This is a genomic window from Streptomyces sp. LUP30, assembly GCF_001746365.1.
In the GTDB taxonomy this organism is placed as follows: domain Bacteria; phylum Actinomycetota; class Actinomycetes; order Streptomycetales; family Streptomycetaceae; genus Streptomyces.
Genome location: NZ_MJAJ01000002.1, coordinates 344,802 through 359,688 on the forward strand (window position 1 = coordinate 344,802; position 14,887 = coordinate 359,688).

The window sequence follows — 14,887 nt, forward strand, 5'->3', positions numbered from 1 at the left end:
CCCCCACCGCCGAGGCCGAGGCAGCCGTGCTGTCTCCGGCCTCGCCGGATGCCGCTTGCATGGTCGGCAGCGACCTGGTCATCGACGGCGGCGGCTCTCCCTGACGGCGATCCCCGGCGTACACCGATCCCTTGCTGAGTGCCGCTGAGAACGCCGTCACCGGTCCTGCCGACTTATCGTGCGGTCGCCTCGACGGTGTCCTCCGACTCGCGGTTCAGCTTCGACTTGCGGTCGTTGAAACCTGTTCTTGACGTGCGGCGTGGCTATTGGACGCCGGAGTCGACTTATGACAGTGGGGGGCTGGCCCCACCACCGATCAACCGGACACCTGGATGGCCCGATGAATGCCGTGTCGGCAACCGTAGAGCTGTCCCGTGCAAGTCGCCTACAGAGAAGGCAAGATCGTGCGCATTGTCACGGCCATCGCCGCCGCCCTGACCCTCGCCGGCCAAGCCGCGCCAGCCGCCACCGCCACCGCCACCGCCACCGCCACCGCTCACCAGCAGACCACCGCCGGGATCTGGCGCATGGACGGCTACGGCACAGTCCTATCCATCCGGAACGGAATTTTCCAGGAGTACCAGACCACCGCCGTCAGCTGTCTCAAGGGCGATTCCGCGCGGCGGACCGGCCCCGGCACCTACACCATGCCCGACGGCACTGTCCTCACTGTGCGTGCCCACGGAGGCCGCGACCGCGCGTCCCTACAGGTGGACGGTTCCGTCGGCGACCGGCACCTGCGCCGGATCCCGGAATTGCCCGAGGCCTGCACGCGTCCGGCCTCCAAGGGTCCGCGCGCTGCCTTTGACGTCTTCTGGCAGTCCTTCGAGGAGAACTACCCCTTCTTTTCCGCCAAGGGCATCGATTGGCACGCCGTACGCGACCAATACCGTCCCCAAGTACACGCTGGGACAACGAGGGACGAGCTCTACGCCGTGTTCAGCGAGATGGTCAAGCCGCTCTACGACGCCCACGTTGCCGTTCAGGACGGCGATCGCGTCTTCGCACAGGGTCGCCCCGGCACCGTCGTGCCCACCGAGGGGTTGGACACCAAGGTGAAGAAGTTCACCGTGGCGCGTGACCTCAAGAACGCCCGGAACCTCCAGGACTTCGCCAACGGGCGGATCACCTACGCCGACCTCCCCGGCGGACAGGGCTACCTGCGGATCTCCGGCTTCGGCGGATACGCGGGCAACGGCGCTCCCTACGCCGCCCAGTTGGCCGAGCTCGACAGGGCGCTGGATACGATCCTCAGCCAGGAGCGCACCTGGCGACTGAAGGGTCTGATCATCGACCTGCGAATCAATGGCGGCGGCTCCGACGCGTTGGGAATCCAGATCGCCCAGCGCCTCACCGACACCCCCTACCTGGCCTACTCCAAGCGGGCCCGCAACGACCCTGCCGATGCCACCCGGCACACGCACCCCCAGCCCGTGTACGTCACGCCTGCCCAAGGCCCTCGTTACGCCGGGCCGGTCGCCGTGCTGACCGGCGGCTCGACCGTCAGCGCGGGTGAGACCTTCACTCAGGCCCTGATGGACCGGCCCGGTAGGACGGTCCGGATCGGGCAGCCCACACAGGGTGTCTTCTCGGACGTCATGCTGCGCCGTCTCCCCAACGGCATGTCGGCATGGCTGCCGAACGAGGAGTTCCTGACACACTCGGGCAGGACCTTCGACGGCACCGGTGTTCCGCCGCACCTCACTGAGCCGGTCTTCACCGAGGAGGAGTTCGACGAGGGAAGGGACTCGGCCTTCGACAGAGCTCTGAACGTCCTGCGGCGTTATGACGGGTCCACGACCTGACGCGGGTGCCGCCGAGCGAGTGACCGTTCCACCAAGCATCGAGCGAACGAGGTTGAGTGCTGTGCAAACCACCGCCTACGCGGATGGTCTGAGGGCTCACATCCACACACAGCACGAAGCATCGATCGCTCCGGCAGGAAGTGCTCGGAGGGACAACGGATGGTGAATCCACGCACGTCGGCGTAGTCGATGCCGGGCCCGTGTCCACCGCCGTCTTGCGCCTCACACAACGAACTGCCCTGGACGGCTTTTAGGCTTCACCCATGTTGACCAGTGAGGACGAGTCGTACGAAGCCGTCGGACGGCTGGCCGCCGGAGTGGCTCTGAACCAGGCGCTCGATGTGACGGACCCGGGCTCCTGGATCGGCCTTGACCTCGGGGTGCGTGAACTGGCAGCGCGACAGCCGGAGTTGTTCCACTCGAACGCCTCGCCGTCCGGGCGCCGGATGAAGTGGGGCCCGGATCCATCGCCGCCCACCGTCGCCTGGCTGCATGAGCCCGGTGACGGCGAACTCGCCCTCGCCCTCTGCCACCCAGACGGCCGGATCCGCGAGACCGCCCTGGACCATACCGAGGAGCGACCGGCGCTGCTCGGGCTGGTCGTGGTCCGCTGCGCGGACTGGGCGGGGCCGGTGCGTGAACGGGCTCGTGTGCTTCTGGCCGAGACGCCCCCGCATCGGCTGGCCGCGCACGCCGCGCTGATCCTGCGGGTGGGCCGGCGCCCCCGGGGCGGCTTCGCCCAGGAGTTGCTGACCCGGGCGCTGTGCTCGGGTCCGGCCGCGCAAGCCGAGGCACTGCTCGACAGCAGCGACCGGCCCACCGCCCGCCTTGCGCACCGGATCGCCGTCGAGCGGCAGTTGCTTCCCGTGGTGCGGCTGGCTGAGACCGCCGCCCGCCACCGCGACGTCGTCGTGCAGAACCTGTGCGCTGAAGCGGCCGTGGCCGCCCTGGGCGTGGGCGCCTTCGACGAGTTCACCGAAGTCGTGGTGCCGCTGCTCGCGTCCCGGCAGCCCCGGATCAGGTCGGCGGGGGTGACCGCGCTGCGCCGGGTCGGGCGGCATGCCGACGCCGAGCCGTATCTCACCGACCGCTCGGCCGTGGTGCGGGCGTGCGCCCGGTGGGTGCTACGTCAGGGAGGCACTGACCCGACACCCCTGTATCGCGCACTGTGCGCTGACCCCGCGATCCGGCCCGCCGCCGCGGTGGGACTCGGTGAGTGCGGAGCTCGCGAGGACGTGGACCTGGTCCGGGCACTGCTCGCCCACCCAGTTCCCCGGGTCCGCGCCTGCGCGGTGGCGGGACTTCGGGCGTTGGAGGCGGTGCGCATCGACGACCTGCAACCGCTTTGGGACGACGCGTCGGCGGCAGTGGTCCAGCAGGCGACCGCGGCTCTGCTGCCGTGGGCCGACCGCGTGCCGCAAGGGCTGCTGCACGCTCTCCTGGCCGAGGATCGTCCGCGCCACCAGCGGGTCGCCGCGATCCGGCTGCTGCGGGCGGCGGCAGTGCTCAGCTAACAAGGGCTGACACAATGAGCCGAGTCATCGGTGAGTGATGAGACAGCAGGCGAGTTTGAGGAACGCTTCATGGATGTCGGCCCTGCGTTCCCATCGGATGCGCAGACGGTGGAAGCCGTGCAGCCACGCGAAACTCCTCTCCACGACCCAGCGGTAGGTGCCTGGTCCCGTGCCGTGCAGGGTGCCGCGTCTGGCGATCGCGGGCACGATGCCCCGGGCGCGGACCTGGTCACGGTAGATGTCATGGTCGTAGCCCCGGTCAGCGAACAGCGAGTCCGGCTTGCGTCGTGGGTTCGCCAGGACCGTGACGACCGGCCGGTGCGCTGCCGTTGTGCCTCCCCAGCCGGCCGGTGACTGAGCTACGGCCGCAGGATGAGCTTCCCGGCGGCGTGACCGCTCGCGCTCAGCTCCTGCGCCTTCGCGGCGTCCTCCAGCGGAAGGCTCTGCGCGATGCGCACCGTGAGCTTGCCGTCGGCTGCGAGGCGGGCGTACTCGCCGAGGCGGGAACCGAACGGGGCGCCCGGGCCGGAGAAGGTGATACCGAGCTCGGCGGCCTTCGGATCGGCGATGGTGATGATCCGGTCGGTGCCGCCGCGCAGGTCGATCGACACCTCCAGGTCGCCCGCCCCCGCGGCGTCGTACACGGCGTCGATGCCCCGCGGCGCGGCCTCGCGGACCCGGTCGGCGAGGCCGGCGCCGTAGGCGACCGGGATCGCGCCCAGCGAGCGCAGGTAGCCGTGGTTGCCGGGGGAGGCGGTGCCGATGACCGTGGCGCCGCGGGCGACCGCGAACTGAACACCGACGGCGCCGGCCACACCCGCGGCTCCGTGCAGCAGGAGCGCGTCGCCTTCCCCGACGCCGAGAGCGTCGAGCACGCGGACCGAGGTCTCGACGGCGACGGGCAGTGCCGCGGCGAGGTCCCAGTCGAGGTCCGCGGGCTTCGGGCCGAAGTCGACGGCCAGCGCGCGCTCGGCGTATGCGCCGGTGACGGTCCAGCCCAGGACCTCGTCGCCCACCGCGACGCCGGTCACGCCTTCGCCGACCTCCTCGACGACGCCGGCCGCCTCCACGCCGGGGATCACCGGGAACGGCGGGGCGATTTGCGGCCTCCACCCGTTGCGGATCTTGGAGTCGAGCGGGTTGACCCCTGCCGCCACGACCTTCAGCAGCACCTGCCCGGGTCCGGCGTGCGGCACGTCGACCTCTTCGAGGCGGAGGACTTCCGGGCCGCCGAACTCGGTGTAGGTGATCGCCTTCATGTCCTGCTCCAATTCTCGTCGCTCTAGGTGAAAGATCAACCTTGGCCTGGACCTGCGGCGGCCGCACCGGCACTTCGACAAGTTCCGGCGGGGCCGTTCATCGCGGCTGGAGGCTCAGGAACCAGCCATGTTTGTGGGCGCGGTCCAGCCGGTGGATCGGATCCACTCGACCAGGTCCAGGGTGGCCGGCTCGATCGAGCGCACCACCGCGAGGTCCGACGGGTATTCCGCCGCCTCCGCGAACTGGCGGAACATCGCCTTGTCGAGGTCGCTGGGCAGCACGCTCAACGGCAGGGCCTCGTACCGTGCCGGGAGTCCGGCGTGCGCGCCGAAGGCCGCGGCGATCTGGGGGCCTGTCAGCTCGTCACCGACGAGCTCGACGGCTCCGCCGGGCGCCTCCGCGGTGTCGAGCAGGAGCGCGGCGGCGACCCGGCCGATGTCCCTGATCGAGATCATCTTCAGGGCAGCGTCCTCCGGCATAGGCAGCCTCAGCACGATCTCTCCGTGCTCCAGGCTCGGTGCCATCACCTCCATGAAGGGGGCCGGGCGAACCATCGCGGCCCGCAGGCCGGACTTCTTCAGGTGCTCCTCGATCCAGTGTTTGGAGTCGTGGTGCGGCACACCCCTCTCCCGGTCCGCTCCGATGACCGAGTTGAACACGACGTGCGGGACGCGTGCCGCGACCGCCGCGTCGACGAGCGAGGTACCGACGCGGATCTCCGCCTCGACTTCTTCGAGGCTGTTCGCCTCCGGGGTCATGAAGTAGAACGCCTCGACCGCCGTCAGCGCGGTGGCCAGCGACGCCGGGTCGTCGGTCCGGATGGCCGCCAGCTCGACGCCGCGGGCGGCCAGCGCCTGAGCCCGGTCGGACTGCGGGTTGCGGACCAAAGCCCGCACCCGTGCCCTGCGGTCCAGTAGCGCGTCGACCACCGCCCCGCCCTGTCGCCCCGTCGCGCCGAAGACTGCGATCGTGCCGGTCGTCTGTGTGGCGGTGGGGGAGGACGACGCGGGCACGGCGTCCTCGAGTTTGATCTGTTGTGACATGTCTCCACGATGTGGTCTGCGGTGCCAGGCGCACCACCGGTATCCCGCCAGGTTCTCCCGATAACCCGCCAGTGGCGGGTAGCCTAGATCGCGTGTCCGACCCCAGCGGCGAGCCGACCTTCTGCACCGACGATGCGCCGTTGTCGGCGCCGCTGGCCCATGGCGCCGACGTGGCCGCGCACTTCCACGACTACGGCCAGCTCCGCTATGCCGCGCGGGGGGCCCTGGTCACGGTGACCCAGGTGGGCACCTGGGTGGCGCCGGCCAGTCGGATCATGTGGGTGCCGCCTTTCGCGGTGCACGGCAGCAAGGCGTACGGCGAGACGGACATCCGGGTGCTGTCGCTGCCCGTGGCGCTGACCGGACAGCTGTCGGCCGAGCCGTCGGTCTTCGTGGCGAGCGCGTTGCTGCGCGAGGCCTATCTGGCGCTGATGAGCGAGGGCGAGCCGCTGGAGAGCCCCCGTGCGCGGCTGCTGATCGACGTCGTACTCGCCGAGCTCGCCCGCGCCGCACAGGAGCCGATGCGCCTCCCGGAGCCGAGCGACCGGCGTCTCAAGGCGGTCACCGACCTGCTCCACGTGGACCCAGCAAGCTCGGCGACCCTGGCACAGCTAGGCCACCGCACCGGCACCAGCGAACGCACCCTGAGCCGGCTGTTCGGCAGCGAGCTGTCGATGAGCTTCCACCAGTGGCGCACCCTGCTGCGCACCCAACGGGCGCTGATCGAGCTCAGCGACGGTGCCTCGGTCACCGACACGGCGACCCGGCTGGGCTGGTCGAACCCCAGCAGCTTCATCGACGCCTTCACCGAGCTGGTCGGTCAGACACCCGGCCGCTATCGCTCGTCGGCTCGCTCCTCCCACAGCTCCCATGGGTGAGAGGTTGGCGGGGTAGCCGTAGTTCCTGGCGGAACATCGGTGGCAGCCCAATGGTGCGGGTGCCCACGCTGCAAGGGTGACTCCCTCCGTCACCACCCAGAGCTCCTCGCCGGCATCGCCGGCATCGGCCGGTGCGACCCTGAGCGACCCTATCGTCCAGTCGCTGACCCGGCACAGCTCGTCGGAGGCGTTCGTCGCGGGCGACCGACGACTGACCTACGCCCAGGTGCGGGACCTGGTCTCGCAGTACATGGGCGCGCTCAGTCGGCGCGGCGTTGGCCTACGGGTGGGCGTCACCATGCTCAGCCCGAACATGCCTGAGTCCTGGATTGTCAGGCCGCGACGTACCTCCTCGGAGGCCGCTTCACACGGGACTCCAGGCCCTGGCCTCGGTGCAAAGGATGAGTTGTGGGACCGCGTGGAACCGCTGCTGCCGCAGCGTGAGCGCAGGTTCCGGTATCCCGGCCGCAGGCCGTTGCCGGACCGGGATGTGCTGTCCTGTGCGGGATCTTGTACGTGCTGCATACGGGGATCCAGTGGGAGTACCTGCCGCAGAACCTCGGCTTCGGGTGGGGCATGACGTGCCGGCGACGGCTGACGGACTGGAACGAGGCCGAAGTGTGGCAGCGGCTGCACGAAGTCCTGCTGGCCGAGTTGAATGCGGCCTCCCGGGCTGGACTGATCAAGGTGCGTGGTCGATTCCTCCCACGTCAGGGCGCTAAAAAGGGGATTCACACGGGCCCCTCGCCGGTCGACCGGAGCCGGGCCGGCTCGAAGCACCATCTGATCACCGACGACCACGGCACCCAGCTCGCGGTCCTGCTGACCGGCGGCAACCGCAACGACGTCACGCAACTGCTGCCACTGCTCGACGCGATCCCACCGGTCCGCGGCCGCATCGGCCGTCCCCGACGCAAACCGGACTCGCTGTTCGCTGACCGGGGCTACGACCATGACATCTACCGTGGCCGTCCGGCGCGTTGGACTATTTCGAGGTCGATAGCAAGACAGGCCGCTTGTTCCACGGTTTTGGTCCTGTAGCCGTTGCTAGTTCAGACTTTGATGACGGTGGAGTGGCGCTCGCGGAATTTTCGCAGCAGTGGCCCTATTTTTTTCACCGGTCGCGCGCGCCGGTGGTGGAGCGTTCGCACCGAACCAGCACGGCCAGCACGTCGAGGGCGGCGCCATGACGGAGGTGGACCAACGTGGTCAGGAGTCGATCGACGAAGACAAGCTTGCCGCTTGGCACCGGTGCCCACGTGCCACCGCTGTCCAAGCATGAACTCGCAAGGGCGTGGACGGGAGTGGTTTGAGGAGCTGTTGGGTTGTCAGTCCCGGTACTGGGTGGAAATCCAGCGGTCGTCCTGGAACTCGGCTGGGATTTCGTCCTCCCAGGGATCGATCCCGCGGCGTTCCAGTTCGTCGAACCATCGGTCCCGCTGCGATTCGGGGAGACGCCGTCCGCACCAGGGGCAGAAGTCGATGACGACGCTCGATGTGCCGCCATCGTGGATGATCAGCCCGTACTCCTGGAACCTGGCGCTGAACTTGATCAGCGAGTCCGGGCAGGCGAAGGGGTCGCTGTGCTGATCGCAGTCCACGTTCAGGCGGCGGCTCATCGCCTCGCAACAGTGGTTGGTCATGACCTCGGGTCCTCGTTCATCGGCGCTGTGTCCACAAGTAGATCACGGTCCATGGTGATCACCGGATGGCACGTGAAGACCTGACGGATACGCAGGGACCCGACCTGGAGCCGGTGTTACCCAGAGGCAAGACGCCGAGGCGAGCAAGGGGGGTCTGCAGGTCGTCCAGTTGCCAGACGACGTGGGATCGGGCGAAGACGGCGAGTCGAGGATGTTGTTCGTTCTGGCGTGGGCCGAACCGCAGGGCGGTGTGGCATTGAAGCCAGGACGCCGCGATGGCGGGCAGAGAGTGTGACTGAGCGAGCATTTGCGCCCAGGACAACAGAATCGCAACCTTTTGAGCCCCCTCCTGTCACGGCAATGGCAAACCCGGCTGTATGCAGCGAAAGTCCCTGTTCACGCGACTCGTTCAAGTACGGTGTCGGTCTACTGCCGAGGGGTGGCGCCGGGGGGAAGCACGGTGACTGATCGTGGTCGCGCACTACCGGACCCGGAGCACGTGACGTCTGCACTGCAGCTGGTGCTCCGGGATGCGGGCGCAGGGCGATCGTGTGGGCTACGTGGCGAAATACAGCGGGCCGCGAATGTCTGCCCGGTCGGGCTGGTGCAGGAATAGCAGCACGAGGTCAGCAGCGACGCAGAAGCGCAGGGCACAGGCGCCCCGTCGCAGCTCCTGACAGCCACACCGGCTCTTCGTTCCGCTCCTGCCCGGATCTCGATCACTGGATGATCCGTCACCTTCCCGAATGACAAGGAGACCTATGCGCAAGGAAAATGGACGTCCGCACGGCAACGGCCATTCGGCGAGGTCGGACGGGAGAGACGCCGGCCGATCCAAGCGCGCGTCCGGCAAGTTGGTGCGCATGTACCGTCGCTACCACGCGTGGCGCGCTCCGTTCCCGCTGTGGGCGCGGATCATCTGCGACATCCTGTTCTGGGCCGTCATCGCCGCCGTGGCGTACGTGGCGATCGGCAGCCTGTGCGGAGCAATCCTCATCGCAGCTCCCCTTCTCGGGTTCTTCGGGCTCGCGTTCAGCAAGGATCATGACGACGGAATCGACTGGAGCGACCACCGAATGGGAGGGCAGCCCAGGAACCCCGGGCCAAAAATCTAGGGTTTCCCCGCGCCCGTAGACACCATCCTCGCGGGCAAGGTGCTTCAGCGGTCAAGCGGCTGTCCAGCTGAGGATGGCGGCGAGGTGAAGCCCCGGACCGGGCCGAACCTGACGATCACGCTGTCGGTCGCTGCGGCGGGTAGGCGACGGCGAGCACGGGTCAGGAGCCAGGAGTCAGGAGTCAGGAGTTGAACGGTTTGGATCCGTCGTCTGTGACGATGCGCCAGAGATGGTCGGCGGTGCCGTTGTCGTCCCACTGCAGGGCCGGGGCCCCGGACGCGGTCGACATGCTCTGGACGCCCAGGACCAGGCCGCTGTTCTTGTTGACGATCTTGCAGTAGCCGCCGCCCGCGTCCACCACCGACCAGAGGTGGTCGGAGGTGAGGTTGTCGCCCCACTGCAGTGCGACCGCGCCGGCCGTCCTGGAGGCGCCGCTGATGCCGAGGACCTGGCCGCTGTTGGCGTTGAAGATCTTGTAGTAGCCGTCCTCTGCGGGGACGATCTTCCACTGGTGGTTGGGGGTGGTGTCGGCCGTCTGCTGCTGGGCGGCGCCACCGGCGTTGATCGACGAGCCGGCGATGCCGAGCTCCAGGTTGCTGTTCTTGTTGACGATCTTCACGGCCGGGGTCTCCGGGTACCAGGACTCCAGCTCCGTGACACCGACGAACTTGCCGGCCTGCGGAGTGAAGACGACCCGGAACTGGGAGGTGGTGATCGTCGGGAACGTCACCTCGTTGGCGTTGTCGGCCACCGGCGTGGCCGGGCTCCTGGTCTGGTTCGGGACGTTCACCCACGAGCCGTTGTCGAGGTACTGCACGGAGTAGCTCGCCGGGACGCGGATGTTCGTGCCGTCGTCGTAGGTGTAGAACTTCACCTCGTTGATCTTCCGCGGCGCGCCGAAGTCGACGCCGAGGTGGTCGGTGGCGTTCGGCGAGCCGGAGTTGGTCCACCGGTCGTCGGGCGTCTTGTCGTAGCGGATCCAGCCGTCGGTGGCCCGTAGCGGGGCGTCGAACGTGGTGGGCTTGCAGGCCTGCCCGCTGTGGCAGTGCGGGCCGTTGGAGATGGTGTTGGTGTAGGAGGCGAAGGCCTTCGGGAAGGGCTGGGTGATGGCGCGGCCCAGCCAGTCCTGCTCGGCGGTCAGCGGGTTCGCCGCCACGTTCATCATCCGCGCGGGCTGCGTCGGGGTGACCGGGGCGGCCACGTTGACGGTGGTGTCACCGGCGGTCGCGGACTGGAGGATGCGCCGGCCGTCCTGGAAGATCTGCAGGCCGCTGCCCTTGCCGTAGTGGGTGCCGTCCTTGTCCCAGCGGATCGAGTAGGTGTGTCCGTGGTAGGGCAGGCTCTCCACCGCGAAATAGTCCCAGCTCGACGGGATCAGCGGCTTCAGCACCAGCGTGTTGTCCGCCTGCGGCTTGATGCCCAGCAGACCGGTGAGCACCAGGTCGTTGAAGCTGGAGTGGTTGTAGTTCTCGCTGAAGTTGGTTCCGTCGTAGATCCAGTCGCCGGTGTCGCCGTTGGCGGCCTCGGCGATGTAGGGCTTGCCGTCCTTGTGCTGGAGGTCGGCGAACTGGGCGAGCATGGCCGCGTAGTCGGCCTTGGTGACGTAGCTCTGCGCCGGGTAGTCCTGGAGCAGGTTCGCCATGCCGGTGAGGACCTGGCTCGTCTGGAAGGGCCAGCTCGGGCCGTCCCAGTGGCAGCAGTTGGCGTCGTCGTGCTTCTGCACGGCGGGTATCGCCTGGTAGTTGAAGTACGGGTTCGCCGTGATCCGGTCGAGCTCGGCGAAGCTCGTGCCCTTGGCGAACTTCAGCGTGTTGGCCCCGGCCTTCATCGGGACCTGCACGGTGACGGCCTGCGACTCCGAGAACTTCTGCCAGGCGCCGGTGGGGGCGTAGCTGACCGTGATCGGGTTGGCGGTGTCGTCGTTGACGACGAGCTTGTGGGTCGACGTGCCGGTGGTGCCGTTGGCGTAGTACACGGTCACCGGGTACGTACCGGCGCCGGGCGCGTCGACGGTGAAGGTGACGTCACTGTCGTCGAAGTCGATCTGCCCGACGTACTGGCCGTTGGAGGCCGTCGACGAGCTGAACAGGTTGGCGTGGTTGCGGGTGGCCTGCTCAGCTTCGAAGTCGTGCACCCGCTCCAGGGTCGTGGGCCCGAACGGCGCCTTGAACCGCTTGGCGTCCGTCAGGTACTTCCACGCCGAGGAGTACTGGGCGTCGGGCAGGTTGAACGCCCAGGGGGCGTAGCCCATCAGCTCCCGCCAGGTCGTTCTGGTCTGCTTCAGCGTGCCGTTGGTGCTGTCCGTGTTGTAGACCTGCATGAAGAAGTTGCGCTGCGGGTCCCAGAGCGAGTTCTGGACGGCGGACTTGAGGGCGGCGGCCTTGTCGCTGTACTGGGTCGCGGTCGCGCTGTCACCGGTCATGGCGGCGATCTTGCTGATCGCCTGGGCGGCGCTGAACATGTACGCGTTGACCGTGGGCCGGTAACCCGCTCCGCCGCCGAACCAGTTGCTGCTGTGCATCGACGTCTCGGTGTACTCCGTGGCGTCGGACACCGGCGTCTGGTGGTACAGGTCGCTGGTCGACTGGGTGCCGTTCACCGTGATGTCGTCGGTGAAGTTCGAATCCCACCGCTGGTACAGCGCGATGAGGTGGGGAAGCGCCGACTTGATCTGCGCCGCGTCCCCGGTGGCGAGATAACGCTGGTACGCGGCGCTCGTGATCCATTCGCTGAAGTTGCGGGCGCCCGGGTTGCCCGCACCACGCAGCCAGAAGTCCAGGTAGTCACCGGCGTAGTCCTGGTTGTGCAGCCAGCGCCCGTCCAGCAGGTGGTAGCCGGTCGCGTCCGGGAGCGCGGTGTACGGGTTCCCGGCGTAGCCGATGGGCACGTCGTACTCGGTCGACACGTAGCCGGTGCCCGGCACGGTGTAGCGGAGGGCCCGCTTGTAGGTGCTCCACCGGTAGTAGTAGACGTCGTCGATGTCGTTGTCGGGGGTGTCGACGAAGGGGATGTTGTCCTTGTACCACTGCGGCTCGTCGAGCTGGTTGGCGGCGAGGATCGCGTCCTTGTCGAGGGCGACCGCGTTGGGGTCGTCGGCCGCCTGGGCGGCAGTGGCCCCAGGCCCTACGGTCAACAGGGTCGTGGACAGCATCGAGCCGCACACTGCGGCCACCAGGCGGTTGCTGAAGCTGAGCCGGTAACGCATCGAGGTGTCCTCCGTTGGGCACTCATGCGGCGGTCGGGGTGCGGGGCGGTGCGTGCGGGGCGGTGCGGTACTCGGGCAGGGGGGACGCCGACGGCTGCGTTCGAGTCGGAGTTCGTGGGCGTGGTGGCGGAGGTGGCGGAGGTAGCGGCCCGGACGGCTGCGCGACGGGAAGAGGTCCAGGTGGTGTGGGCGAGGCCGGGGACCTGATGGATTCACTTGTTCGACCCTTCGAACGTCGTTCGTAGGGTCGGGCAGACGTTAAGTGCGCGCAGCGGGACGCGTCAAGACTCCTGACACGGGTGCGAAACCCCCTTGCGCAATGGTCAAGAAACGTTGACCATTGGGGGCATGCCTACCGACGATCTCCCCGAGACGTTCCACGTCACCACTGACGAGCAGCTCCGCGCCGTTTCCAACCTCACGCGTCACCGGATCATGGCCGTGCTCCGCTTCGAGCCCGCGACGATCACACAGATCGCCGAGCGAGTGGGCATGGCGAAGGGGAGTTCCAGCTACCACGTACGACTGCTCGAACGGGCCGGCCTGGTGAAGGTGGTACGCACGCGAAAGGTCCGGGGGGTCACCGAGCGGTACTACGCAATGGCCGCGCGGGCGATCGTGCTGCCGGATCCGGGCGAGGGAGGGCCGGATGTGCTGATGCGGCATGCGGTGGCGGACCTGGAGGCGGCGCCGGCGGAAGGCGAGCGACACGTACGGATGGCGCATCTGCGGCTCACCGAGGAGCACTTCGCGCAGTTGGGGGCGCGGTTGCAGGCACTGGCGGACGAGTACCGGGAACTGTCCGATCCGTCGCTGCCGGACGCGTCACTCGTCTTCGCACTGTTCCACCCGGCACCGCGCGACCAGGCGGAAGGGGGCGCCAAGTGACCTCGACTGTCAGGAAGTTGCCTACCGTCTTCGGACGGCTGTGGACTGCGCAGACGGTGTCCTCGCTCGGTGACGGGGTGTCGCATGCCGCGCTGCCGCTGCTCGCGTTGACGCTGACGCGGGATCCGATGGCACTCGCCGTCGTCACGGCCGCCGGAACACTGCCATGGCTGCTCTTCGGGGTGCTCGGCGGTGCGCTGGTGGACCGCTGGGACCGTCGGCGCACGATGTGGGTCACGGACGCTGCACGTGCGGTGCTGCTCGCGATACCGGCGGCAGCGGCCGCGCTCGAGGTACTGAGCATTCCCCTGCTCGCGGCCGTCGCCTTCCTGCTCGGCCTCGGCGGACTCTTCTTCGACACGGCCGCCACGGCCTATCTGCCAGATCTGCTCGGCCGCGATCCCGCGCTCCTGGAGCGCGCCAACTCCCGTCTGCGCGGCGCCCAGACCGCCGCTTCCGGCTTCGCGGGCCCGCCTGCGGGCAGTGCCCTGCTCTCGCTCGGGCAGGCGTTTCCGTTGCTCGCAGACGCGGTGTCGTTCGCCGTCTCCGCGCTCCTCGTACGGTCGCTGCCTGCCGCACCCCGACCCGTACCGCAGGCCCGCGAGTCGCTGCTGCGGCAGGCGCGGGCCGGCGCCTCGTACGTGTTCCAGGATCGGCTGCTGCTCGGGCTCGCGCTGCGTCCGGCGGTCGGGAACATCGCCTTCCTCGCCGTGGAGACCGTGCTCGCCCTCTTCGCGCACGATCGTCTCGGCATCGGCACCTTCGGCTTCGGCCTACTGCTCACGGCGGAGGCCACCGGCGGTCTGCTCGGCGCGGGCATCGCCTCTTTCCTCGGCCGGCGACTCGGCACCGGCACCGCACTGACCTGCACGGCCGCAGTCGAGGGGCTGGCCATCCTGGGCCTTGCCTCCGCCCCGAACCCGTACGTAGCCGGCCTCGCGCTCGCCGTCTGCGGAGCGGGCATGGGCGCCACGATGGTGCTCGGCCCCTCCCTCCGACAGGCGATCGTCCCCGCCCACCTGATGGGCAGGGTCGCCTCCACCTCCCGCATGCTCGCCATGTGCGCCGCCCCGTTCGGCGCCTTCCTCGGCGGCTGGCTGGCCACCACCTACGACGTACGCACCCCGCTTTACACCGCCGCCGGCCTCCTCCTCACCATGACTGCCGTCACGGCGACGATGACCAGCAACCGCAGGGTTGAGGCCGCGCTGCGTGCCGCCGCCCCGGCCGATGATCCAGAACACCCGGAATCCCGGAATCCCGTGCAGACGAGTGCCAGTTAGGGTTCGGCGAGGACGTCGGGCCCGTGGCGAGCCCAGCTCGACGTCTCCTCGCCTCGGCCCTGGAGCTTCGGGCGCCTGGCCTCCACGGGCGGCAACGAGTGGCCCGACGGGCTGGATCGGCACAGGGATCACGAGCGCATGGTGGCCGGGCTCGCGACTGCGCTCCGGGCCGGCGCTCTGACCATGACACGGTCGCCCGGGAAGCCCGTAGACGGGAAGAGGCCGGCCAGGCAGCGGAGCCAAGGGCTGCCGT

11 protein-coding genes and 1 pseudogene are annotated in these 14,887 nt (G+C 68.7%); 7 read left to right on the forward strand and 5 right to left on the reverse strand.

The window, feature by feature from the left end:
• The first annotated feature begins 404 nt into the window (after positions 1–404).
• Positions 405–1,805, forward strand: a complete 1,401-nt coding sequence (locus BG482_RS03475) for a S41 family peptidase (protein WP_069767371.1) — start codon at positions 405–407, stop codon at positions 1,803–1,805.
• Between the two features lie 263 nt (positions 1,806–2,068).
• The gene (locus BG482_RS03480) at positions 2,069–3,319 is read left to right on the forward strand and encodes a HEAT repeat domain-containing protein (RefSeq protein ID WP_069767322.1); all 1,251 of its coding nucleotides are present in this window, start codon (positions 2,069–2,071) and stop codon (positions 3,317–3,319) included.
• A gap of 24 nt (positions 3,320–3,343) precedes the next feature.
• Here BG482_RS03480 and BG482_RS03485 read toward each other — a convergent pair.
• From BG482_RS03485 to BG482_RS03495, 3 genes and pseudogenes are all read right to left on the reverse strand, one after another.
• Positions 3,344–3,613 (reverse strand): annotated as a pseudogene (locus BG482_RS03485) (transposase); the annotation flags it as partial.
• 65 nt (positions 3,614–3,678) lie between these two features.
• Positions 3,679–4,578, reverse strand: a complete 900-nt coding sequence (locus BG482_RS03490; RefSeq protein WP_069767323.1) for an NADP-dependent oxidoreductase — start codon at positions 4,576–4,578, stop codon at positions 3,679–3,681.
• 114 nt (positions 4,579–4,692) lie between these two features.
• Positions 4,693–5,622, reverse strand: a complete 930-nt coding sequence (locus tag BG482_RS03495; protein WP_069767324.1) for an NmrA/HSCARG family protein — start codon at positions 5,620–5,622, stop codon at positions 4,693–4,695.
• 92 nt (positions 5,623–5,714) lie between these two features.
• On the opposite strand from BG482_RS03495, the gene BG482_RS03500 reads away from it, so the two are divergent.
• The gene (locus tag BG482_RS03500; protein WP_069767325.1) at positions 5,715–6,500 is read left to right on the forward strand and encodes an AraC family transcriptional regulator; all 786 of its coding nucleotides are present in this window, start codon (positions 5,715–5,717) and stop codon (positions 6,498–6,500) included.
• A 516-nt stretch (positions 6,501–7,016) separates the two neighbouring features.
• Complete coding sequence (locus tag BG482_RS03505; protein ID WP_256096236.1) at positions 7,017–7,541, forward strand: transposase; 525 nt, start codon at positions 7,017–7,019, stop codon at positions 7,539–7,541.
• Positions 7,542–7,828: 287 nt separating this feature from the next.
• Here the strand turns inward: BG482_RS03505 and BG482_RS03510 are convergent, their stop codons facing one another.
• Positions 7,829–8,143: a hypothetical protein gene (locus tag BG482_RS03510; RefSeq protein WP_069767326.1), complete on the reverse strand. Its 315-nt coding sequence runs from the start codon at positions 8,141–8,143 to the stop codon at positions 7,829–7,831.
• Positions 8,144–8,904: 761 nt separating this feature from the next.
• On the opposite strand from BG482_RS03510, the gene BG482_RS03515 reads away from it, so the two are divergent.
• A complete protein-coding gene (locus tag BG482_RS03515; protein ID WP_141746540.1) occupies positions 8,905–9,258 on the forward strand; it encodes a hypothetical protein in 354 nt (117 codons plus the stop codon).
• A 181-nt stretch (positions 9,259–9,439) separates the two neighbouring features.
• Here the strand turns inward: BG482_RS03515 and BG482_RS03520 are convergent, their stop codons facing one another.
• Positions 9,440–12,463, reverse strand: a complete 3,024-nt coding sequence (locus BG482_RS03520; protein ID WP_069767328.1) for an RICIN domain-containing protein — start codon at positions 12,461–12,463, stop codon at positions 9,440–9,442.
• Positions 12,464–12,811: 348 nt separating this feature from the next.
• Between BG482_RS03520 and BG482_RS03525 the strand changes: the two genes are divergently transcribed.
• Complete coding sequence (locus BG482_RS03525) at positions 12,812–13,351, forward strand: transcriptional regulator (protein WP_069767329.1); 540 nt, start codon at positions 12,812–12,814, stop codon at positions 13,349–13,351.
• Positions 13,352–13,368: 17 nt separating this feature from the next.
• The gene (locus BG482_RS03530; RefSeq protein ID WP_256096237.1) at positions 13,369–14,634 is read left to right on the forward strand and encodes an MFS transporter; all 1,266 of its coding nucleotides are present in this window, start codon (positions 13,369–13,371) and stop codon (positions 14,632–14,634) included.
• Positions 14,635–14,887 lie beyond the last annotated feature (253 nt).

Bases quoted from the DNA above. Each gene is read 5' to 3' on its own strand.
- BG482_RS03480 (WP_069767322.1), top strand. From the start codon at position 2,069: ATGTTGACCAGTGAGGACGAGTCGTACGAAGCCGTCGGACGGCTGGCC.
- BG482_RS03490 (WP_069767323.1), bottom strand. From the start codon at position 4,578: ATGAAGGCGATCACCTACACCGAGTTCGGCGGCCCGGAAGTCCTCCGC.
- BG482_RS03495 (WP_069767324.1), bottom strand. From the start codon at position 5,622: ATGTCACAACAGATCAAACTCGAGGACGCCGTGCCCGCGTCGTCCTCC.
- BG482_RS03510 (WP_069767326.1), bottom strand. From the start codon at position 8,143: ATGACCAACCACTGTTGCGAGGCGATGAGCCGCCGCCTGAACGTGGAC.
- BG482_RS03515 (WP_141746540.1), top strand. From the start codon at position 8,905: ATGCGCAAGGAAAATGGACGTCCGCACGGCAACGGCCATTCGGCGAGG.
- BG482_RS03520 (WP_069767328.1), bottom strand. From the start codon at position 12,463: ATGCGTTACCGGCTCAGCTTCAGCAACCGCCTGGTGGCCGCAGTGTGC.
- BG482_RS03525 (WP_069767329.1), top strand. From the start codon at position 12,812: ATGCCTACCGACGATCTCCCCGAGACGTTCCACGTCACCACTGACGAG.